Source organism: Paenisporosarcina indica (genome assembly GCF_001939075.1).
Lineage (GTDB): Bacteria > Bacillota > Bacilli > Bacillales_A > Planococcaceae > Paenisporosarcina > Paenisporosarcina indica.
This window is the reverse complement of the sequence record NZ_MPTA01000005.1, coordinates 200,952-219,482: the sequence shown is the minus strand read 5'-3', so window position 1 is coordinate 219,482 and position 18,531 is coordinate 200,952. Positions and strand designations below refer to the sequence as shown.

15 protein-coding genes and 1 pseudogene are annotated in these 18,531 nt (G+C 38.1%); 14 read left to right on the top strand and 2 right to left on the bottom strand.

Going from position 1 to position 18,531, the window contains the following annotated elements; genetic code table 11:
* The first annotated feature begins 8 nt into the window (after nt 1-8).
* From GY23_RS13255 to GY23_RS13240, 4 genes are all read left to right on the top strand, one after another.
* Nucleotides 9-1,985, top strand: coding sequence for a DHH family phosphoesterase (locus GY23_RS13255; protein WP_075619690.1), 1,977 nt, complete (start codon nt 9-11; stop codon nt 1,983-1,985).
* Nucleotides 1,982-2,431 (top strand): 50S ribosomal protein L9, encoded by a 450-nt coding sequence (gene rplI / locus GY23_RS13250; protein ID WP_075619689.1) that lies wholly within the window; start codon nt 1,982-1,984, stop codon nt 2,429-2,431. Before GY23_RS13255 ends, rplI begins: the two co-directional genes overlap by 4 nt.
* 12 nt (nt 2,432-2,443) lie before the next feature.
* Nucleotides 2,444-3,793, top strand: a complete 1,350-nt coding sequence (gene dnaB, locus GY23_RS13245) for a replicative DNA helicase (protein WP_075619688.1) — start codon at nt 2,444-2,446, stop codon at nt 3,791-3,793.
* A 292-nt stretch (nt 3,794-4,085) separates the two neighbouring features.
* On the top strand, nt 4,086-5,375 hold the full coding sequence (locus tag GY23_RS13240; protein WP_075619687.1) for an adenylosuccinate synthase: 1,290 nt from the start codon (nt 4,086-4,088) through the stop codon (nt 5,373-5,375).
* A 243-nt stretch (nt 5,376-5,618) separates the two neighbouring features.
* On the opposite strand, the gene GY23_RS13235 is transcribed toward GY23_RS13240, so the two are convergent.
* The gene (locus GY23_RS13235; protein ID WP_211270680.1) at nt 5,619-6,431 is read right to left on the bottom strand and encodes a YitT family protein; all 813 of its coding nucleotides are present in this window, start codon (nt 6,429-6,431) and stop codon (nt 5,619-5,621) included.
* 447 nt (nt 6,432-6,878) lie between these two features.
* Between GY23_RS13235 and GY23_RS13230 the strand changes: the two genes are divergently transcribed.
* The 9 genes from GY23_RS13230 to rlmH all read left to right on the top strand — a co-directional run bounded on the left by GY23_RS13230 (nt 6,879) and on the right by rlmH (nt 16,479).
* Entirely contained in the window at nt 6,879-8,354 is a 1,476-nt protein-coding gene (locus GY23_RS13230; RefSeq protein WP_084544140.1) for a M23 family metallopeptidase, read from the top strand.
* Between the two features lie 258 nt (nt 8,355-8,612).
* Nucleotides 8,613-9,320, top strand: a complete 708-nt coding sequence (yycF, locus tag GY23_RS13225; protein ID WP_075619685.1) for a response regulator YycF — start codon at nt 8,613-8,615, stop codon at nt 9,318-9,320.
* A 5-nt stretch (nt 9,321-9,325) separates the two neighbouring features.
* On the top strand, nt 9,326-11,149 hold the full coding sequence (gene walK, locus GY23_RS13220; RefSeq protein WP_075619684.1) for a cell wall metabolism sensor histidine kinase WalK: 1,824 nt from the start codon (nt 9,326-9,328) through the stop codon (nt 11,147-11,149).
* A complete protein-coding gene (locus GY23_RS13215; RefSeq protein WP_075619683.1) occupies nt 11,140-12,471 on the top strand; it encodes a YycH family regulatory protein in 1,332 nt (443 codons plus the stop codon). The genes walK and GY23_RS13215 overlap by 10 nt, the downstream gene beginning before the upstream one ends.
* Nucleotides 12,458-13,273 (top strand): two-component system regulatory protein YycI, encoded by an 816-nt coding sequence (locus GY23_RS13210; protein WP_075619682.1) that lies wholly within the window; start codon nt 12,458-12,460, stop codon nt 13,271-13,273. Before GY23_RS13215 ends, GY23_RS13210 begins: the two co-directional genes overlap by 14 nt.
* 12 nt (nt 13,274-13,285) lie before the next feature.
* Nucleotides 13,286-14,074 carry an MBL fold metallo-hydrolase gene (locus GY23_RS13205; RefSeq protein WP_075619681.1) on the top strand — a complete coding sequence of 263 codons (789 nt, stop codon included), beginning with the start codon at nt 13,286-13,288 and terminating at the stop codon, nt 14,072-14,074.
* Between the two features lie 257 nt (nt 14,075-14,331).
* On the top strand, nt 14,332-15,546 hold the full coding sequence (locus GY23_RS13200; protein ID WP_075619680.1) for a S1C family serine protease: 1,215 nt from the start codon (nt 14,332-14,334) through the stop codon (nt 15,544-15,546).
* 198 nt (nt 15,547-15,744) lie between these two features.
* Nucleotides 15,745-15,909 (top strand): CxxH/CxxC protein, encoded by a 165-nt coding sequence (locus GY23_RS13195; RefSeq protein ID WP_075619679.1) that lies wholly within the window; start codon nt 15,745-15,747, stop codon nt 15,907-15,909.
* A 90-nt stretch (nt 15,910-15,999) separates the two neighbouring features.
* The gene (gene rlmH, locus GY23_RS13190; protein ID WP_075619678.1) at nt 16,000-16,479 is read left to right on the top strand and encodes a 23S rRNA (pseudouridine(1915)-N(3))-methyltransferase RlmH; all 480 of its coding nucleotides are present in this window, start codon (nt 16,000-16,002) and stop codon (nt 16,477-16,479) included.
* A 77-nt stretch (nt 16,480-16,556) separates the two neighbouring features.
* Here the strand turns inward: rlmH and GY23_RS13185 are convergent, their stop codons facing one another.
* Nucleotides 16,557-17,120 (bottom strand): nitroreductase family protein, encoded by a 564-nt coding sequence (locus GY23_RS13185; RefSeq protein WP_075619677.1) that lies wholly within the window; start codon nt 17,118-17,120, stop codon nt 16,557-16,559.
* Between the two features lie 510 nt (nt 17,121-17,630).
* Here GY23_RS13185 and GY23_RS13180 point away from each other — a divergent pair.
* Nucleotides 17,631-18,380: pseudogene (locus GY23_RS13180) on the top strand (carbon starvation CstA family protein); the annotation flags it as partial.
* Nucleotides 18,381-18,531: the final 151 nt, after the last annotated feature.

The following is an 18,531-nucleotide window of genomic DNA, read 5'->3' as shown; positions in this document are numbered from 1 at the left end:
TTGGGGAGATGTCAGCATTCTTTAGAAAAAGACCGATTCGTGCTCCTTTATTTTTTCTATCATTACTCGGCCTAATAAGTGCTCTTTTACTCTTTTCCTGGCATATATGGGTGGGGGTAATCGTAGCCCTTCTTTTTATTATAACCTTGGTTATTGGCTGGCAAATGGAGAAACGTTTATATGACGAGACAGAAAAACATATTGAAACATTGTCTTATCGTATGAAGCGGGTAGGGGAAGAAGCATTGCTCGAAATGCCAATTGGAATTCTATTAGTGAATGAACATTGGACGATTGAGTGGGCAAACCCTTACATGACAAAAGAACTCGAATTTGATTCGCTAATTGGAGAAGATTTATTTTCATTGTCAGATGAATTCCATACACTTGTAAGACAGCAAGATAGTAAAGAGCAAACAATCAGCTTGTCTGATAAGAAATATAAAGTATTTTATAAACAAGAAGAAAAGCTGCTTTATTTCTTTGATATTACGGAGCAAACTGAGATTGAAACCCTGTATTATGCAGATCGAAGTGTTATTGGTGTCATGTTTATTGATAACTATGATGAACTTGCACAAGGGATGGACGATCAAACACGTAGCCAATTAAATAGTATAGTCACATCTCTCGTAAATAATTGGGGAGCAGGATATGGAATTTATGTGAAACGAATTTCATCAGATCGTTTTTTGGCAGTACTAAATGAATCGATTTTACTTGAACTTGAAAAAACGAAGTTTGCCATTTTGGATGATATTCGAGAAACTACATCTAAACTAAACTTAGCCTTAACATTAAGTATTGGCGTAGGGGCAGGTTCGTCATCATTAGTTGAACTTGGCCAACTTGCACAGTCTAGTCTGGATTTAGCATTAGGACGCGGTGGCGACCAAGTAGCGATAAAACAGCCAAGCGGCAAAGTGAAATTTTATGGTGGTAAAACGAACCCAGTTGAAAAACGTACAAGAGTTAGGGCTCGTGTCATTTCACATGCCTTGCGTGACTTAATTCAAGATAGTGATCAAGTATTTGTAATGGGACACCAACTACCGGATATGGACGCAATTGGAGCAGCAGTAGGTGTCCGAAAAATGGCAGAAATGAATCAAATAAATGGCTATGTTGTCGTTAATTTCGATGAACTTGATCAAAGTGTGACACGCTTAATGGATGAGATAAAAAGTAAGCCATTATTATTTGAACGTTTTATTTCTCCTGAAGAAGCCTTATCAAAACTAACAGACCGTACCTTACTCGTGGTTGTGGATACACATAAACCAAGCATGGTAATTGACGAAAAGCTGTTAAATCGGGCTGAAAAAATAGTCGTCATTGATCATCATCGTCGTGGTGAAGAATTCATTTCTAATACGATGTTAGTTTACATGGAGCCATATGCTTCATCGACAGCGGAACTTGTGACAGAACTACTTGAATACCAACCGAAACATGATAAAATAACGATGCTTGAAGCGACTGCGATGCTTGCAGGAATTATTGTAGATACAAAAAGCTTTACTCTTCGAACAGGAGCACGAACGTTTGAAGCCGCCTCGTATTTACGAACAAACGGAGCAGACACCGTGTTAGTTCAACGTTTACTAAAAGAAGACATTGCAACCTATGTAGAACGTTCTAAAATTATTCAAACGGTTGAATTTCTCCGAGAAGGTATTGCCATAGCGCACGGGGAAGAAATGAATCCTTATGACCAAGTACTCATTGCACAAACTGCAGATATTTTACTGACAATGAAAGGCGTTTCGGCATCGTTTGTTGTGGCCAAAAAAAATAATGGAGATGTGGGTATTAGTGCTCGATCTCTTGGTGAAATCAACGTCCAATTAATCATGGAAAGACTTGGAGGTGGCGGTCACTTAACGAACGCTGCTTGTCAGATTCAAAATGGCATGATTGATATAGCAATAGAACAACTAAAATTAGCAATCATTGAAATTGTCGAAGGAGGCCAACCAACATGAAAGTAATCTTCTTAAAAGATGTTAAAGGCAAAGGAAAAAAAGGTGAAATTAAAAATGTGGCAGATGGATATGCACATAACTTTTTATTGAAAAATAACTTAGCAACTGAGGCGAACCAAGCAACTATTAGTGCGTTAGATGGTCAAAAACGTAAAGAAGATAAACACGCTGAACAAGTTCATGAAGATGCGAAAAAGTTAAAAGAAAAGTTGGAGAAAATTACAGTAGAATTAAAAGCTAAATCAGGAGAAGGTGGCCGTTTATTCGGTTCCATTACGACAAAGCAAGTAGCAGAACAACTACAAAAAACAACAGGTATCAAAATCGATAAACGTAAAATGGAACTGGAAGATGCAATTCGTGGACTTGGCTATACAGACATTCCAGTTAAATTGCATCATGAAGTTACTGCAACATTGAAAGTACATGTAACACAAGAAAAGTAAGGAGAGAGCTAAATGAGCGATAGGATTCCCCCTCATAACCAAGAAGCAGAGCAGTCCGTTATTGGGGCTATCTTTTTAGAACCACAAGCGCTCATTACGGCTGCTGAAATACTCCAATACGAAGACTTTTACCGAGTTGCCCATCAAAAAATATTCCAGACAATGAACCGACTAAGCGATCAAGGAAAACCAATTGATGTTGTAACCGTAACTGAAGAGTTAGCATCAAAGAAAGAACTTGAAGACGTCGGGGGTCTTTCGTATTTAACAGAAATAGCAAATTCAGTACCTACCGCAGCAAACATTGCACACTATGCCCGAATCGTTGAAGAAAAGGCGTTATTACGTCGTTTAATTCGCGTGGCTACAAACATTGTGGAAGACGGCTTTACGCGTGAAGACGAAGTAGAGGCCTTATTGGCTGAAGCTGAAAAGAAAATGATGGAAGTCTCCAGTCGGAAAAATGCCGGTGATTTCAGACACATTAAAGATGTACTTGTGCAAACGTATGATAATATTGAACTTCTTCATACGCGTAAAGGTGATATAACAGGGGTTCCAACTGGGTTCAGAGATTTGGACAAAATTACAGCTGGTTTTCAACGCAATGATCTAATTATTGTTGCAGCCCGTCCTTCTGTAGGTAAAACAGCGTTTGCACTAAACGTTGCACAAAACGTGGCAACCAAAACAGAAGAAAACGTAGCCATCTTTAGTTTAGAGATGGGTGCTGAGCAGTTAGTCATGCGTATGCTATGTGCAGAAGGCAATATCGATGCACAAGTTTTACGTACGGGTGCATTAACGGCCGAAGATTGGCGCAAACTAACAATGGCAATGGGTAGTTTATCTAACGCAGGTATTTTTATCGACGATACACCAGGTATTCGAATTAATGAAATTCGATCAAAATGCCGTCGCTTAAAACAAGAGTATGGTTTGGGTATGATCATGATTGATTACTTACAGTTAATTGTAGGAAGCTCGAACGGGAAAGAAAACCGTCAGCAAGAGGTATCTGAAATATCCCGTTCTTTAAAGTCTCTTGCTCGTGAACTTCAAGTACCCGTTATCGCCTTGTCTCAGCTTTCACGTGGCGTAGAACAACGTCAGGACAAGCGTCCAATGATGTCCGATTTACGTGAATCAGGAAGTATTGAGCAAGATGCGGATATCGTATCGTTCTTATATCGTGAAGATTACTACGATAAAGAAACTGAAAATCAAAACATGATTGAAATTATCATAGCAAAACAACGTAATGGCCCTACAGGAACTGTAACTCTTGCATTCGTAAAAGAATTCAATAAGTTCGTGAATATTGACTGGAGCCAACACACACCCCCAACACCAGATTACTAGAAAAAACGGAAAGCACCACTCTAGTCCGTCTCCGACGCTGGAAGGACCGATTCGAAAGATTGCTTTCGAATGAGATCCTAAAGCTTAGGTGCGGACTGGCGCTTGGAACTGGACAAAGAAAAGCGGAGAAACCCGCGATAGCTCGGCGAAAAATAAAACACGAACAATAAATGTCTGAATACATTTTATGTTCGTGTTTTTTGTGGTTTTCAGTTGACTAGAGGGATGTTGGTTGATACAATAATACTGTTTGATTCAGGACGCGTGAGAGCGTCTGACGGAGGTGCTGATTATGACATCAGTTGTAGTAGTAGGAACACAATGGGGAGACGAAGGTAAAGGGAAAATTACCGACTTCCTATCTGAACACTCAGAAGTAATTGCTCGTTACCAAGGTGGAAACAATGCAGGACATACGATTATTTTCGGTGGAGAAACGTACAAGCTTCACTTAATCCCTTCAGGCATTTTTTATAAAGATAAAATTTCAGTGATTGGTAATGGGATGGTTGTCGATCCAAAAGCATTAGTGCAAGAGTTAAAAGGTTTACATGACCGTGGGGTAACGACTGAAAACTTACGTATTTCAAATCGTGCACATGTCATTTTACCTTACCACTTGAAGCAAGACGAAGTGGAAGAAACTCGTCGTGGAGCAAACAAAATCGGGACAACCGGTAAAGGGATCGGCCCCGCATACATGGATAAAGCGGCACGCGTAGGAATTCGTATGGCAGACTTACTTGATAAGCAAGTATTTGAAGAAAAACTTCGTCAAAACTTAGATGAAAAAAACCGTCTTTTTGAAAAGTTTTATGAAACAGAAGGTTTTACTGTAGAAGAAATCTTTGAAGAATACTACGGTTATGGCCAAGAAATTGCGAAGTATGTAACGGATACTTCAAAAGTATTGAACGATGCTTTAGATGAAGGTCGTCGCGTGTTATTTGAAGGTGCACAAGGTGTAATGCTTGATATAGACCAAGGTACGTATCCATTTGTTACTTCTTCTAACCCTGTAGCGGGTGGCGTAACTATCGGAGCGGGCGTAGGTCCAACAAAAATTAGCCATGTGGTGGGTGTATGTAAAGCGTATACGTCACGTGTAGGGGATGGTCCTTTCCCAACAGAACTGTTTGATGAAGTTGGAAATCAAATTCGTGAAGTAGGGAAAGAATATGGTACAACAACTGGCCGTCCACGTCGTATCGGTTGGTTTGACAGTGTAGTTGTTCGTCATGCTCGCCGCGTAAGTGGATTAACAGATTTGACAGTTAACTCGATCGACGTATTAACTGGTTTGGAAACAGTCAAAATTTGTACGGCTTATTCTTACAAAGGCGAACTAATCACAGAGTACCCTGCAAATTTACGTATGTTAGCAGACTGTGCACCGGTGTATGAAGAGCTTCCAGGTTGGAGTGAAGATGTGACGTCTTGTAAGTCACTTGATGAATTACCTGAAAACGCAAGACACTATTTAGAGCGCATTTCACAATTGACAGGCGTTCCAATATCAATTTTCTCAGTAGGACCAGATCGTAACCAAACAAACATCGTCACAAGTGTGTGGCGTAAATAATACACAAGAGCGGGAAAAGGAAACTTTTCCTGCTCTTTTTCATGCGTATGACCAATCTTACACGTGAAACTTGAAAAGCTTCACAAAACCTTTTCGAAAGTATGCAACTAAGTATTTGCTCAGTCTAGTTGCATGATGATTGTTTTTACAAAAATCCCAGCAAAGCGAAGAGTGCAGCCTTGTTCCTACTATCAATTATGAAAAAAGGTTCTCTTCCGTAGTGGAAGAGAACCTTTTTTATAATTAATGAATATTTTTTTTCTTAAAACGACCACCACGGACTTCTGCGATATTTCCAATTGCGATGAATGCTTGTGTATCGATGTCTTCGGCGATTGCCTTCAATTTTGCCTCTTCCAAGCGAGTGATAATGGTGAAAATAATTTTTTTACTATCACCTGTATAGGCACCCTCACCATGTAAGAATGTAACACCTCGGCCAAGTCGATCCATAATGGCTTCTCCAATTTCATCTACATGATCACTGATAATATATACCGATTTCGATTCATCCAATCCTTGAATGACGATATCGATGGTTTTATACGCGATGAAGTATGCTAGAACGGAATACATCGCCTGCTCCCAAGTAAAAACGAATCCTGCAGCAGTAAAAATGATTAAGTTAAAGAACATTATAATTTCGCCTACTGAGAAGGCTGATTTGCTACTAAAAAGGATAGCTAAAATTTCTGTTCCATCTAAGGAACCGCCATAACGGATAACAAGTCCAACTCCTGTGCCTAAAACAATCCCACCAAATACAGTAGCAAGAAGAATATCATCGGTAAAACGTTCTACTGGATGTAACAAGTATGTAGTAATAGAAAGTACGGTAATTCCTAATGCAGTTGACAAGGCGAAGGTTTTGCCGATTTGTTTGTATCCGATAAAAAAGAAAGGAATGTTCAAGATGAAAATGAAAAGCCCTAGTTCTAGATTTGTTAAATGAGACAAAATAATGGAAATCCCTACGATCCCACCATCTAATAAATGATTTGGAACAAGAAACAATTCAATACCCATGCCCATAAAAATAGCACCAATGATAATCATTAATGTTCTTTTTGCAACCACGATTTTGGAAGTCTTGCGATGGGCAGCTCGAAGTTTCTTTAATTCTTCTAATTTTTCTTGTTCATTCAACACGCTCTAGACCTCTTTTCACAATATATTCTATAATTTTACCGTATTTTTTTGAATTTCGATAGATTAATATCAAGTTGTATGACAATTATGACAAAATAAATGTTAAAACCACGAAAAAGAGGGATAAAGATATAAAGTATTTGCAGAATTCTGCAATGGAATAAGAAAATAGTCATTTAAAAAATACAAAATAAAACAGTTAATTGAAATTCATGGAATGAATGAGTCATTTTCTTTACATTGAACGGGATGTTAACCAATGAATAAAAGAGGTGTGGTAAATTAAAGGGGCGTGATTTTTTACTTAAATAGAACATTCGATTTTTGGAATGAAATTATGGAAGGGGCTTTATCATGAATTTGAAATGGAATGCTGGCAATCGGGAGATGATTTCGTCAGACCAGAAGATAAACCGCAAATCAAATCTAATGAAAAAAGCAGCCGTTATAATAATGCTGGCTTCTAGCATCACATTTAATATTGGATTTGCAAAAGATAATGAGAGTGGTCAATTGCAGAAAATTTTTCACATATATGCAAGCGGTGAATATGTAGGGGCTGTATCGGAAGAAAAAGCTATTAATGGATTGGTTGAACAGATAATTACAGAGACAAGCTCCCAATACGATGCTCTTAGTCTGAAAGACGGTACCAACCTATCAATTATCTCTGAACAAGTTTTTAATTCAAACACGAATGATACAGAAACATTAGACAAGTTGGAAAAGCTAATAACAGTTGAAGCAGATGCATTTGCATTGTCTGTCAATGACGAGATTGCCGTCTACGTCAAAGACTTAGAATCGTACCATGAAGTTGTGCGCAAACTTAAACTTCAATCAGTACCTGAAAATGAGTTCATCGATTGGGAAACTCGCAATGATGCTACTGATTCTTTACCACCATTAAAGAGCAATGAAACACGAATTTTAGATATCTCCATTAAAGAATCCATATCTGGTGTAACACAACAAGTGAAACCAGAAAGTATCGTGACGATAGATCAAGCAGTAGATTTTCTTCAAAAAGGTACATTAGAAGAGAAAATATATACCGTGCAAGCAGGTGACGTCTTTGGAAGAATTGCGGCGAATCACCAATTATCATCCACGGAGTTATCGAAGTTAAATACAGGTGTTAATGAAAATAGTGTTTTACGAATTGGTCAAGAGTTGAATGTAACAGCTTTAAAACCATTAGTGAATGTTGAAGTGGTTCGCGAGAAAAAGGTTACTGAAGAAATCCCATTTAATCAAGAAGTTCGTGAATCAGATGATATGTTAAAAGGTGATTCAAAGGTGATTCAAAAAGGAATCATCGGCGAAAAAGAAATGACATACATAATTAAAGAACAAAACGGGAATCGCGTTGGAAAGACTGTTAAAGAAGAAAAAGTGATTAAAGAAACGAAAAATAACATTGTCATAAAAGGAACAAAAGTAATTTCTTCTCGTGGTTCTGGTAAACTCTCATGGCCTGCAGAAGGTGGATATGTTTCGAGTAACATGGGTCATCGGTGGGGAAGATTCCACAGCGGAATTGATATTGCTCGTCCAAGCGGCTATACAATTAAAGCGGCAGATAACGGGACTGTGACGTTTGCGGGTCATGATGGCACATACGGTAATAAAGTAGTGGTAAATCATAATAATGGCTATCAGACGGTATATGGACATTTGTCATCCATTAGTGTAAGTAAAGGACAAACTGTACCAGTTGGAACAAAGTTAGGTGTAATGGGCTCAACCGGAAGGTCAACAGGAACGCATTTACATTTTGAAGTCCTTCGCAATGGTGAAAATCTTAATCCTTTAAAATTTTTAAGATAATGAATAAACAGCGATGGTCAATTCATTGGAATTGGCCATTTTTTTATATCCACATGAATTTTTGCAAAATGCCAAGTTGAAATATGATGTATGGTTTTATTTCCGAGAATTTTGTCGAATATTGCCCGGGAAATATTTAGTATATTCTACTCTTCTGGCCGATAGATGCGAAACACGGTAAACCGTGATAGAGTAAGATATATAAATTGATTAATTCATGTTCAAATAGATAGAAGGCAAGAGGAAGGATGACAAATAATGAGTAAGACAATATTAGTAGTAGATGACGAAAAACCGATTGCAGATATACTACAATTCAACTTAAAGAAAGAAGGATATAACGTTGTTTGTGCTTATGATGGAGACGAGGCTTTAGCAAAAGTAGAAGAAATCAAGCCAGACTTAATGTTATTAGATATTATGCTACCAAACCGAGATGGAATGGAAGTTTGCAGAGAGATTCGTAAAAAATATGATTTTCCTATCATTATGTTAACAGCAAAGGACTCTGAAATTGATAAAGTTCTTGGTTTAGAGCTAGGTGCAGATGATTATGTAACAAAACCATTTAGTACCCGCGAATTGATTGCCCGAGTGAAGGCTAATATGCGTCGTCATCAAACGGTACAATCTGAAGACGCAGAGGATGTTTCAAACGACATAACGGTAGGTTCTTTAATTATTCAACCTGACGCCTATTTAGTTCTGAAACGTGAAGAAACAATAGAATTAACACACCGAGAGTTTGAATTGCTGCATTACTTAGGTAAACATATAGGTCAAGTAATGACACGAGAACATTTATTACAAACGGTATGGGGCTATGATTATTTTGGGGACGTCCGTACTGTCGACGTAACCATCCGTCGCCTTCGTGAAAAAATTGAGGATAACCCAAGTCACCCTGCATGGATTGTGACACGTCGTGGCGTAGGGTATTATTTGCGTAATCCTGAACAGGAGTAGAAAAAATGCAAAAGGTCGGCTTTTTTAAATCAATTCACGTCAAGATCGTCTTGATTTACATTTTGCTCATTTTATTAGCCATGCAAATTATTGGACTATATTTTGCCCGCGAATTAGAACAAACTCTAAAAGAGAGCTTTACCACATCTATTAAAGAACGAGTAAATTTAGTTGAATATAGTGTGCGTGAAGAACTCATAAAACCACGTGGTGAAGAAGATCCCACCGTAGAGCAAAGTTTAAGAACAGTACTATATAGCATTAGATCAGTAGATATCAATGAGATACGAGTGATAGATACGAATTTCCGTATATTAGCCACATCTGAAACAAATAATCAATCGATCGTCGGGCAACGTTCAACAAATGATTTGGTCAAGCAATCAATCTCTTCTGAAACACCTTTTGATACCATTTCTCTAGACCGACAAAGTGGAGATCGAATCTGGGTGCTTTCCTCACCTATTATGGATAAAGGCAAAATACTGGGCACGATTTATTTAGAATCCAATATTGAATCAGTGTTTAAGCAAATGAATGAAATTAACCGAATTCTAGCCGGGGGGACAGCACTGTCCCTTGTAATTACTGTGATATTAGGAGCTTTAATTGCACAAACGATAACTCGTCCAATCTCTGATATGCGTAGACAAGCACAATCCATGGCTAAAGGGAACTTCTCTCGTAAAGTTCGTGTTTACGGAAATGATGAGATTGGGCAACTTGCAATTGCTTTTAATCATTTAACCAATCGACTTCAAGAAGCACAATCAACAACAGAAGGTGAACGACGTAAATTAGCTTCCGTTCTTTCGAATATGACGGATGGTGTTATTGCGACAGATCGTAAAGGGCGAATCATTTTAATAAATGACCCAGCACTCAGACTTTTGAGGGTTCCGAGTGAAATGGTGATACACCGGCCGATTTCCTCAGTTCTTGGGATTGATTTGCAATTTGCATTTGAAGACTTAATTCATATGAAAGATTCTATTAATCTGGACTTTAGTACACCAGACCGTCCATACATTTTACGTGCGAATTTCTCTGTTATTCAAAAAGAAACCGGATTCGTGAACGGGCTAATCACAGTTTTACATGATAATACGGAGCAAGAGAAAATTGATATGGAACGACGGGAGTTTGTAGCAAATGTTTCACATGAACTACGTACCCCTTTAACTACGATGCGTAGTTATTTAGAAGCTTTAGCAGATGGTGCGTGGCAAGACCAAGATTTGGCTCCATCTTTTTTAAATGTCACTCAAACAGAAACCGAACGCATGATACGTTTAGTAAATGATTTATTACAGTTATCTAAAATGGATAGTCGTAGCTATGATTTGAATAGAGAGTTTGTCGAGTTCAATAAATTCTTTAATCGCATCATAGACCGTTTTGAAATGTCGAAATCTCAACAAGTACATTTCCAACGTTTGCTACCGGATGCACAATTCTTTGTTGAAATTGACACGGACAAGTTAACACAAGTCATCGATAACATTATTTCGAATGCTTTAAAATATTCGCCAGATGGTGGAAATATTCGCTTCGGCATTATTGTTCAAGGTGGATTTTTAAAAGTTATGGTTTCTGATGATGGGATGGGAATTCCAAAAGAAAATGTAGAACGAATTTTTGATCGTTTCTATCGCGTGGACAGAGCACGTGCAAGGTCAATGGGTGGCTCAGGACTTGGGCTTGCTATTGCTCGGGAAATGATTGAAGCACATGGCGGAGCTATATGGGCAGAAAGTGAAGAAGGTCATGGTACGACTGTATTCTTTACATTGCCATTTGAGTTAGACGAGGCAGGTGAATGGGATTGAAATATATTGAGCATATCAAATCCGTTTTTCTTACACTTCTTGTGATTTTGAGTGTGACTTTAACATTTACGATTTGGACATATGCCCCTGTCCATGAAACCATGAAACCGGCAGAGGTAGTAAATATATCAATCGCTGATAGTAAACGAGTAGATGATGTAATTAAACCGTATAAAATGATTGCGAGTTCAGAAAATGATATGACAGGATCGATGTCACCAAAGGACTTAGATCGAGTGATTAATGTCATGAAGGGGTGGAGAATTCGAGACTTCGCTTTGGTGAAAAATAATGTAAGTGATACTGAAATAAATGAATTGATTGGAAAAAAGAATCACTATACACTCTTTTTCCCGGATGATGTGCCATTTCCTGTTTTCGATATCATTTTACCGTTTTCTATGACCAATATACCTGAAGGTGGATTCAATCGCTTAATTGTTGATTGGAATCGTTCTGAAAACGGACAGTTGAAATTATTTTTTGTCAGCTCAAAAACCAATACATTATATACAGCCGTAGCTGGTGATATTGACAATGATTTATTCAAGAAAAAAATAGTAGCATCGATCAACAAGTTTACTAAATTCACAGAAGTTAAGCGTAACAAAAAGCTGTCACTATATGTTTCTGAACAAGATGTGGAGAGTATACGGTATACGTATTACTTGAAAGAAATTGAACCAAACCGATTCAAAGAAGCATTGTTTAATGATCCAAGCATTGTTCGCCAAAGTCTAGTAGGTTCAACAAGTGAAGAATTCTCGGATGATAAATCGTTAATGACGGTTAATCTATCCGACCGTACTTTAAAATTCGTTAATCCTTCCACTGAAACTTTTGTACCAGCAATTCCTTCAAAGCTAGTTTTTGATAGCTTAGACTATGTGAATGAACATGGTGGATGGACGGATGAATTTCGTTTTTCAGGATTAAATGAATCGAACCAGCAAATTGATTACCAACTATATTTACTAGGACAACCTGTCTTCAGTGATGAAACATCAACAAAAATCACGGTATATTGGGGTGATCCTAATATCTATCGTTATTTACGTCCGTACTATACTATTGATCTTTCTGTACCGTTTGATTCCGTGATGTCTAGGTTACCTTCTGGGGAAAAAGCAACCCTTGTCATGAAAACGGTAAAAGAAATTGACTTTAATAATGTGGATGAACTAACTATTGGCTATTATTTAACGCGTGACACTGCTCAAAATTTATTAATATTAGAACCATCTTGGTTTTACTTATCCAATAATCAGTGGTCACGTCTATCGCCTGAGATGTTAGGAGGTGGAAAGATTGGATTGGAATAAAACCAAAACAATTTTCATCATCGTATTCTCAATATTAAACGTCTTCTTATATTTTCTTTATTCAAATCGTTATAATGAACATCAGGAAGTCGAAGCGTTAAGTGAAACAACAATAGAAGAGCGTTTGCAGGCTGATAATATTCATATTAAAAGTACCCCAGAAGATACGATTAAAGAATCATACGTTTCCGGAAAGATTCGGTTTTATTCTCCTGAAGAGATGAAACCACTAGATAATCAAACACTTGAAGTTGTTGACAGGACTCAACTAATCTCTACTTTTAAAGAACCGATAGCTCTTGGAAGTATGGAGGACTCTGTTCGTCTCACTGAATTTGTCAGAACCCACATCTTGGATGGTACATCGTATGAATTATTTGATATTGATGAAGAGTCTAATAAGGCCACCTTCTTCCAGACAATCAATAACCGACCGATTTTCTTTAATCAAAATGCAAAACTCATTATTTATTGGAATGAAGATAATAAAGTCGTTCGTTATGAACAAACAGCACTTGAAAAACTTGAGAATGATTTTGAGCAGTCCGAAAATTTACTGTCAGACAAGCGCGCTGTGGAAGTGTTATATCAACGAAATATAATAAAGCCCAATTCTACCATTACATCGATTAGCTTAGGATATTCCACACTAGTGCAATTAACAGAAACACAAGTGTTTGCACCAACTTGGAGAGTTCGTGTAGAATTACAAGATGGTTCAGAGGCAGAGCATTTTATCAATGCAGTAGAAGGTAAAATTATCGAGTTCAATAAAGAACCAGAGGAAATTGAGATAGAATAAGGAGTTTTCGTCATGCGTTTTAGTGTTTTAGCAAGCGGCAGTAGCGGAAATGCCATTTACGTTGAAACTGAAGGCCATTCATTTTTAGTAGATGCTGGACTGAGTGGACGTAAAATGGAGGAATTGTTCGCCTCTGTTGACCGCAGTATGAAAAACTTAAGCGGGATATTGGTTACGCATGAACATAGCGATCACATAAAAGGGCTTGGTGTACTTGCCCGTAAATATAAAGTTCCCATATATGCCAATGCGAAAACATGGATGGCCATGGAACATCTAGTTGGAAATATTCCAATAGAACAACGATTTCATTTTGATATGGAGTCAGTGAAGACATTTGGTTCACTGGATATTCAATCATTCGCTGTGTCCCATGATGCTGCCGATCCAATGTTTTACGTTTTCCATGAGAATGGCCGCAAACTGGTATTAATCACAGATACAGGCTACGTCAGTGATCGTATGAAGGGTTATATCAAAGGTGGAGATTCGTTTGTCTTTGAAAGTAACCACGATGTGGGAATGTTGCAAATGGGGCGCTATCCCTGGTCAATCAAGCGTCGTATTTTAAGTGACGTAGGGCATGTGTCTAATGAAGATGCAGCTATAGCGATGAGCGAGGTAGTGGAACAGAAACCGACACGTATTTATCTTTCACATTTAAGTAAAGATAATAACATGAAAGACCTAGCACGGATGAGTGTTACGCAAACACTGGAATCATGTGGGATCATAACAGGTGAATTCTTAAATTTATATGATACCGATGCGAATAAATCAACTGAACTAGTTACAGTCTAAACCTCACACCCAGTGAGGTTTTTTCTTTTAGGGAGATATTTTGGAGCTGAGCTAAAGCTCAGTTGTAAAAACGGAGGGCGACGTAGGAATTTTCCACAATGTCGTATGTAAATTAAGCATCGACGTAGGAAAAATCACAGTTCATGCAGGAATTGTGATGGTTCTCCCTTTTTGAGCAAGTTTTAAATCCATTTTCATCTAATTTTAATGTTAACCGGGTAAAGTAAAGATAACGAATAACAGAGAGGGAGATCTGAATGGGATACTATGATCAACAACCACCAGAAGGACCAACGCGAGTTGTGAAGAAAGGCAGCAAAGGAGGTTACTTTTTTAGCGGATTGATCGGTGTCATGATTGGTGCATTGATCGTCTGGCTCATGTTACCTTCACTAGTAGGAATTATGCCAGGAAATATTGAGTCAAGCAACAATGATAGTGGCACATTATCTACATCCACCAAACAATTAACTGCAGACATTACTACGGATGTTACCGGAGCTGTTGAAAAAGCAGCGAATGCAGTTGTCGGTATAACCAATATTCAATCCTCATCTACTTTTTTAAGTCCATCAAGAGACGGCCAAGAAGCTGGAACAGGATCTGGTGTTATTTATAAAAAATCTGGTGACAAAGCATATGTTGTCACAAATAACCACGTCATTGAAGGCGCTAATCAAATTGAAGTGACACTGGCAGACGGCACAAAAATAGAAGCAAAATTGTTAGGTACAGATATTTGGACTGATTTAGCGGTTCTTGAAATGGATGCTTCAAAAGTTTCTACCGTAATAGAGTTTGGCAATTCGGATTCATTGAAACAAGGGGAAACAGTCATTGCCATTGGGAACCCACTGGGATTAGATTTTTCTGGCTCCGTTACAACCGGAGTTGTTTCCGGTAAAGACCGTGCAATTCCAGTCGATTTAAATGGAGACAATCAAGTCGATTGGCAAGCTGAAGTATTGCAAACAGATGCTGCTATAAACCCTGGGAATAGTGGTGGGGCATTGGTGAATTTAGCCGGACAATTAATTGGGATTAACTCAATGAAAATCTCACAAGAAACCGTGGAAGGAATTGGACTTGCCATCCCAGTAAACTCAGCAATTCCAATTATCGAAGATTTAGAGGAGTATGGGGAAGTAAAACGTCCTGCGATGGGGGTGACACTAGTAGACGTTACAAATGTTTCTGCTTACCATCAACGAGATACACTTCGCTTACCTGAAGAAGTGACAACAGGAGTAGTAATAGATCAAGTAGTAAAAGATTCTCCAGCAGGCATTGCGGAATTAAAACAATACGATGTGGTCGTTGAGATGGATGGAGAAAAAATTGAAAATATGATCGACTTACGAAAACACCTTTACAACGAAAAAGAGGTTGGGGATAACTTGAAACTGAAAGTTTATCGTCAAGGTCAACTGATGGAAGTTAACTTAAAATTAACCGATGATTCCGCCCTCTAAGATCTGTGAATAAAAAAGATGTATGAAAACGCTTGTGGATAACTAAAATTACTACACAAAAGATTTACACAGCGAGTAGGAAGTGCAAAGCCGCACCTTTCCTACTCGCTTTTTGTTTGTTAAAATAGATTGTGGATAAAGTAGTGTGAATTGTGTATAACTTAGTGAATTATTTGAAAATCGAAAGGGGGAGAAAAAATGAAGGTGAAATGCTGTCAAACCCATATAGATCATGCACTTGACATGTTTGTTGCAAAGCAAAATACGTTTCCAATATTGACAGAACTTTCAGATGGAGAAAAGTTATCCACAAAGTGCGAGTACTGTGAAGAGCTTGCAATATATTTAGTAGCGAATGAATGAGAACATACCATATGTAGTTTTGGCTTGTGGATATGTGTATAAGTTCTGTGGATAGCGTGTTTGTAAACAAATTGTAAAGGTGGATAACCTGTGAATATCTCAATCATCTCGGTTGGCAAGTTAAAAGAAAAGTATTTGAAATTGGGCATTGAAGAATATACAAAACGATTGGGAAGTTATGCAAAAATAGATTTAGTTGAAGTAGCTGACGAAAAAGCACCGGAAAACTTGAGCGATGCCGACATGGAAATCGTCAAGAAAAAAGAAGGAGATCGCATACTAGCCAAAATTGGACCGGACACATATGTGATTGCTTTAGCGATTAACGGAAAAATGAAATCTTCGGAGCAACTAGCTGCAGATCTCCAATCGCTCATGACATATGGCCGCAGCAAAATCGCTTTTGTCATTGGCGGATCGCTTGGCTTACACGATGAAGTAATTAAGCGTGCGGACGAAGAACTGTCTTTTTCAAAAATGACATTGCCTCACCAACTGATGAAACTGGTGTTGGTTGAGCAGGTGTATCGGGCGTTTCGCATTATTAAGGGTGAACCGTACCATAAGTAAATGAGATATTTAAAACAAGCCGTTCAGTTTAAAAACTGAACGGCTTGTTTAAACTTAGGATATTTAATTTATTGGGATTATTTGAAAGAACCTTCAAATAAAATTTCTTCTAATGGGCGACGACCTGATGGTGTTTCGCGTTGTTGTAATTCGGGAGAAAGCATTTCTTTTTCGCCTTTGTAACCAATCGCGATTGCTAATTGTACATCGAAGTTTTCAGGAATATTTAATGCTTCCTTCGCCACATCTTTGTAAATACCGCTCATTGGGTGAGTGATTAAGCCTTCTTTAGCTGCTTGTAATGACAGGAATCCCCAAGCTGCGCCCGCGTCAAATTCATTTGATCCTTTTGTATTATCAGAAACTAGTATTGCTAATACTGGTGCATTTTTAGCCCATACTAAGTTTCCTTCCATTAAGATTGGATGGAATTTTTCAAGGTCAGCTTCTGTTTTAGCAACGATGAAGCGCCAAGGTTGGTTGTTACCTGAAGAAGGCGCCCAACGAGCTGCTTCGAATAGTCTATTTAATACGTCGTCAGCTACTGGTTTGTCAGCATAAGAACGTGGAGACCAACGATTTAAAAATAAGTCTGCAATTTCGTGTTCAGCTGTACGGTAATCTTTTGCTTGCAATGTCATAATAAAATCCTCCTAATTGTATCAAACTCCATTGTTTATTTTAAATTATTTAAACAAGTTTGCAAGTAACTCTACTTACGAAACGTAAGCGTGTGATTTGTTCGGAAGGTAGGTTCAGGAATTTACTCAAATTCAAGTTGAAAATAAATAACTTCCGTATAAATAGAAACTAAATACTTTTCTTGTCAGCATTTATACTGCATCAGCAATTATAATAAACGATTTAGATATTATATAAATTTGATGCAAATATGATAGAACACCAAAAGCAATCAAATTTATTTAACTCTTTGAATAAAAAAATAGAAATCTTAATCTTATCTATAAAAAATATAACCGCACTTACAGCAGTAACGGTGAACCTTACCATAAGTAACTGAGGTTTTTTTAATATAGTAATAGTAGAGGGACATCAAAAAGGATACAGAAGTGACGTGTGAGTTGTCGGCGATTGCAAAGTGGAAAAAGAAACAAATCACATTTATATATAGTATGGATATATAATCCAATTCAATGGTTGTCCTGCATGCACTTGAGAATAATCCATGGGGAACTTTTGCAGTGGGAATCACAATTCCAATCGCGATGGGAGTTGAATTATTTTATAAAAAAACCGGCAATCTAAAGTTGGCGTCGACAGTCGGATTCATTCTTTAGATGATCGGTGTGTTTTTGGGACCCACGATACAGGAAACAGCTCTTGGTAAATTTTTAACGTTTGAATCACAGACCCTTGCTATCATTCTTCCTATTTATGCGTTTTTTGCAGCAGCTTTGCCGGTCTGGCTTTTACTTGCACCACGTGATTATTTAAGCAGCTTCGTGAAAATCGGTGTATTTATCGCGTTAATAATTGGCGTATTTATAATAAATCCTGCCATAGAAATGCCTGCCCTAACAGAATTCGTCAACGGTGGCGGCCCGATCTTGGCGGGACCGGTTTGGCCTTTCATTTCGATCACGATTGCCTGTGGAGCTATTTCCGGTTTCCATGCATTCGTAGCATCGGGAACCACGCCAAAAATGCTGGATCGCTGGAGCGACATAAAAGTGGTTGGCTTCGGTGGGATGTTTGTTGAATGTTTAGTCGCAATCATGGCATTAATCGCAGCAACAGCTCTGCAACCTGCGGATTATTTCGCAATAAATTCTACTCCTGAAGTGTTCGAGACACTCGGGATGAATGTGGTCCATTTGCCTGAGCTAAGTGAAGAAATTGGCCTTGACCTAGAAGGGCGGACAGGAGGGGCAGTAACACTCTTTCAAGTTATAGGAAAGAGAATTATTGAAGAATGAAACGATTATTCTGTAGTAATTCTCTTTTTTTGAACAACAATACAATATGGGTTTTCTGCGCTTTGAAATCCTTTCAAACAAATCATTTGATTCCAGATGGGTAACCAATTAGTAT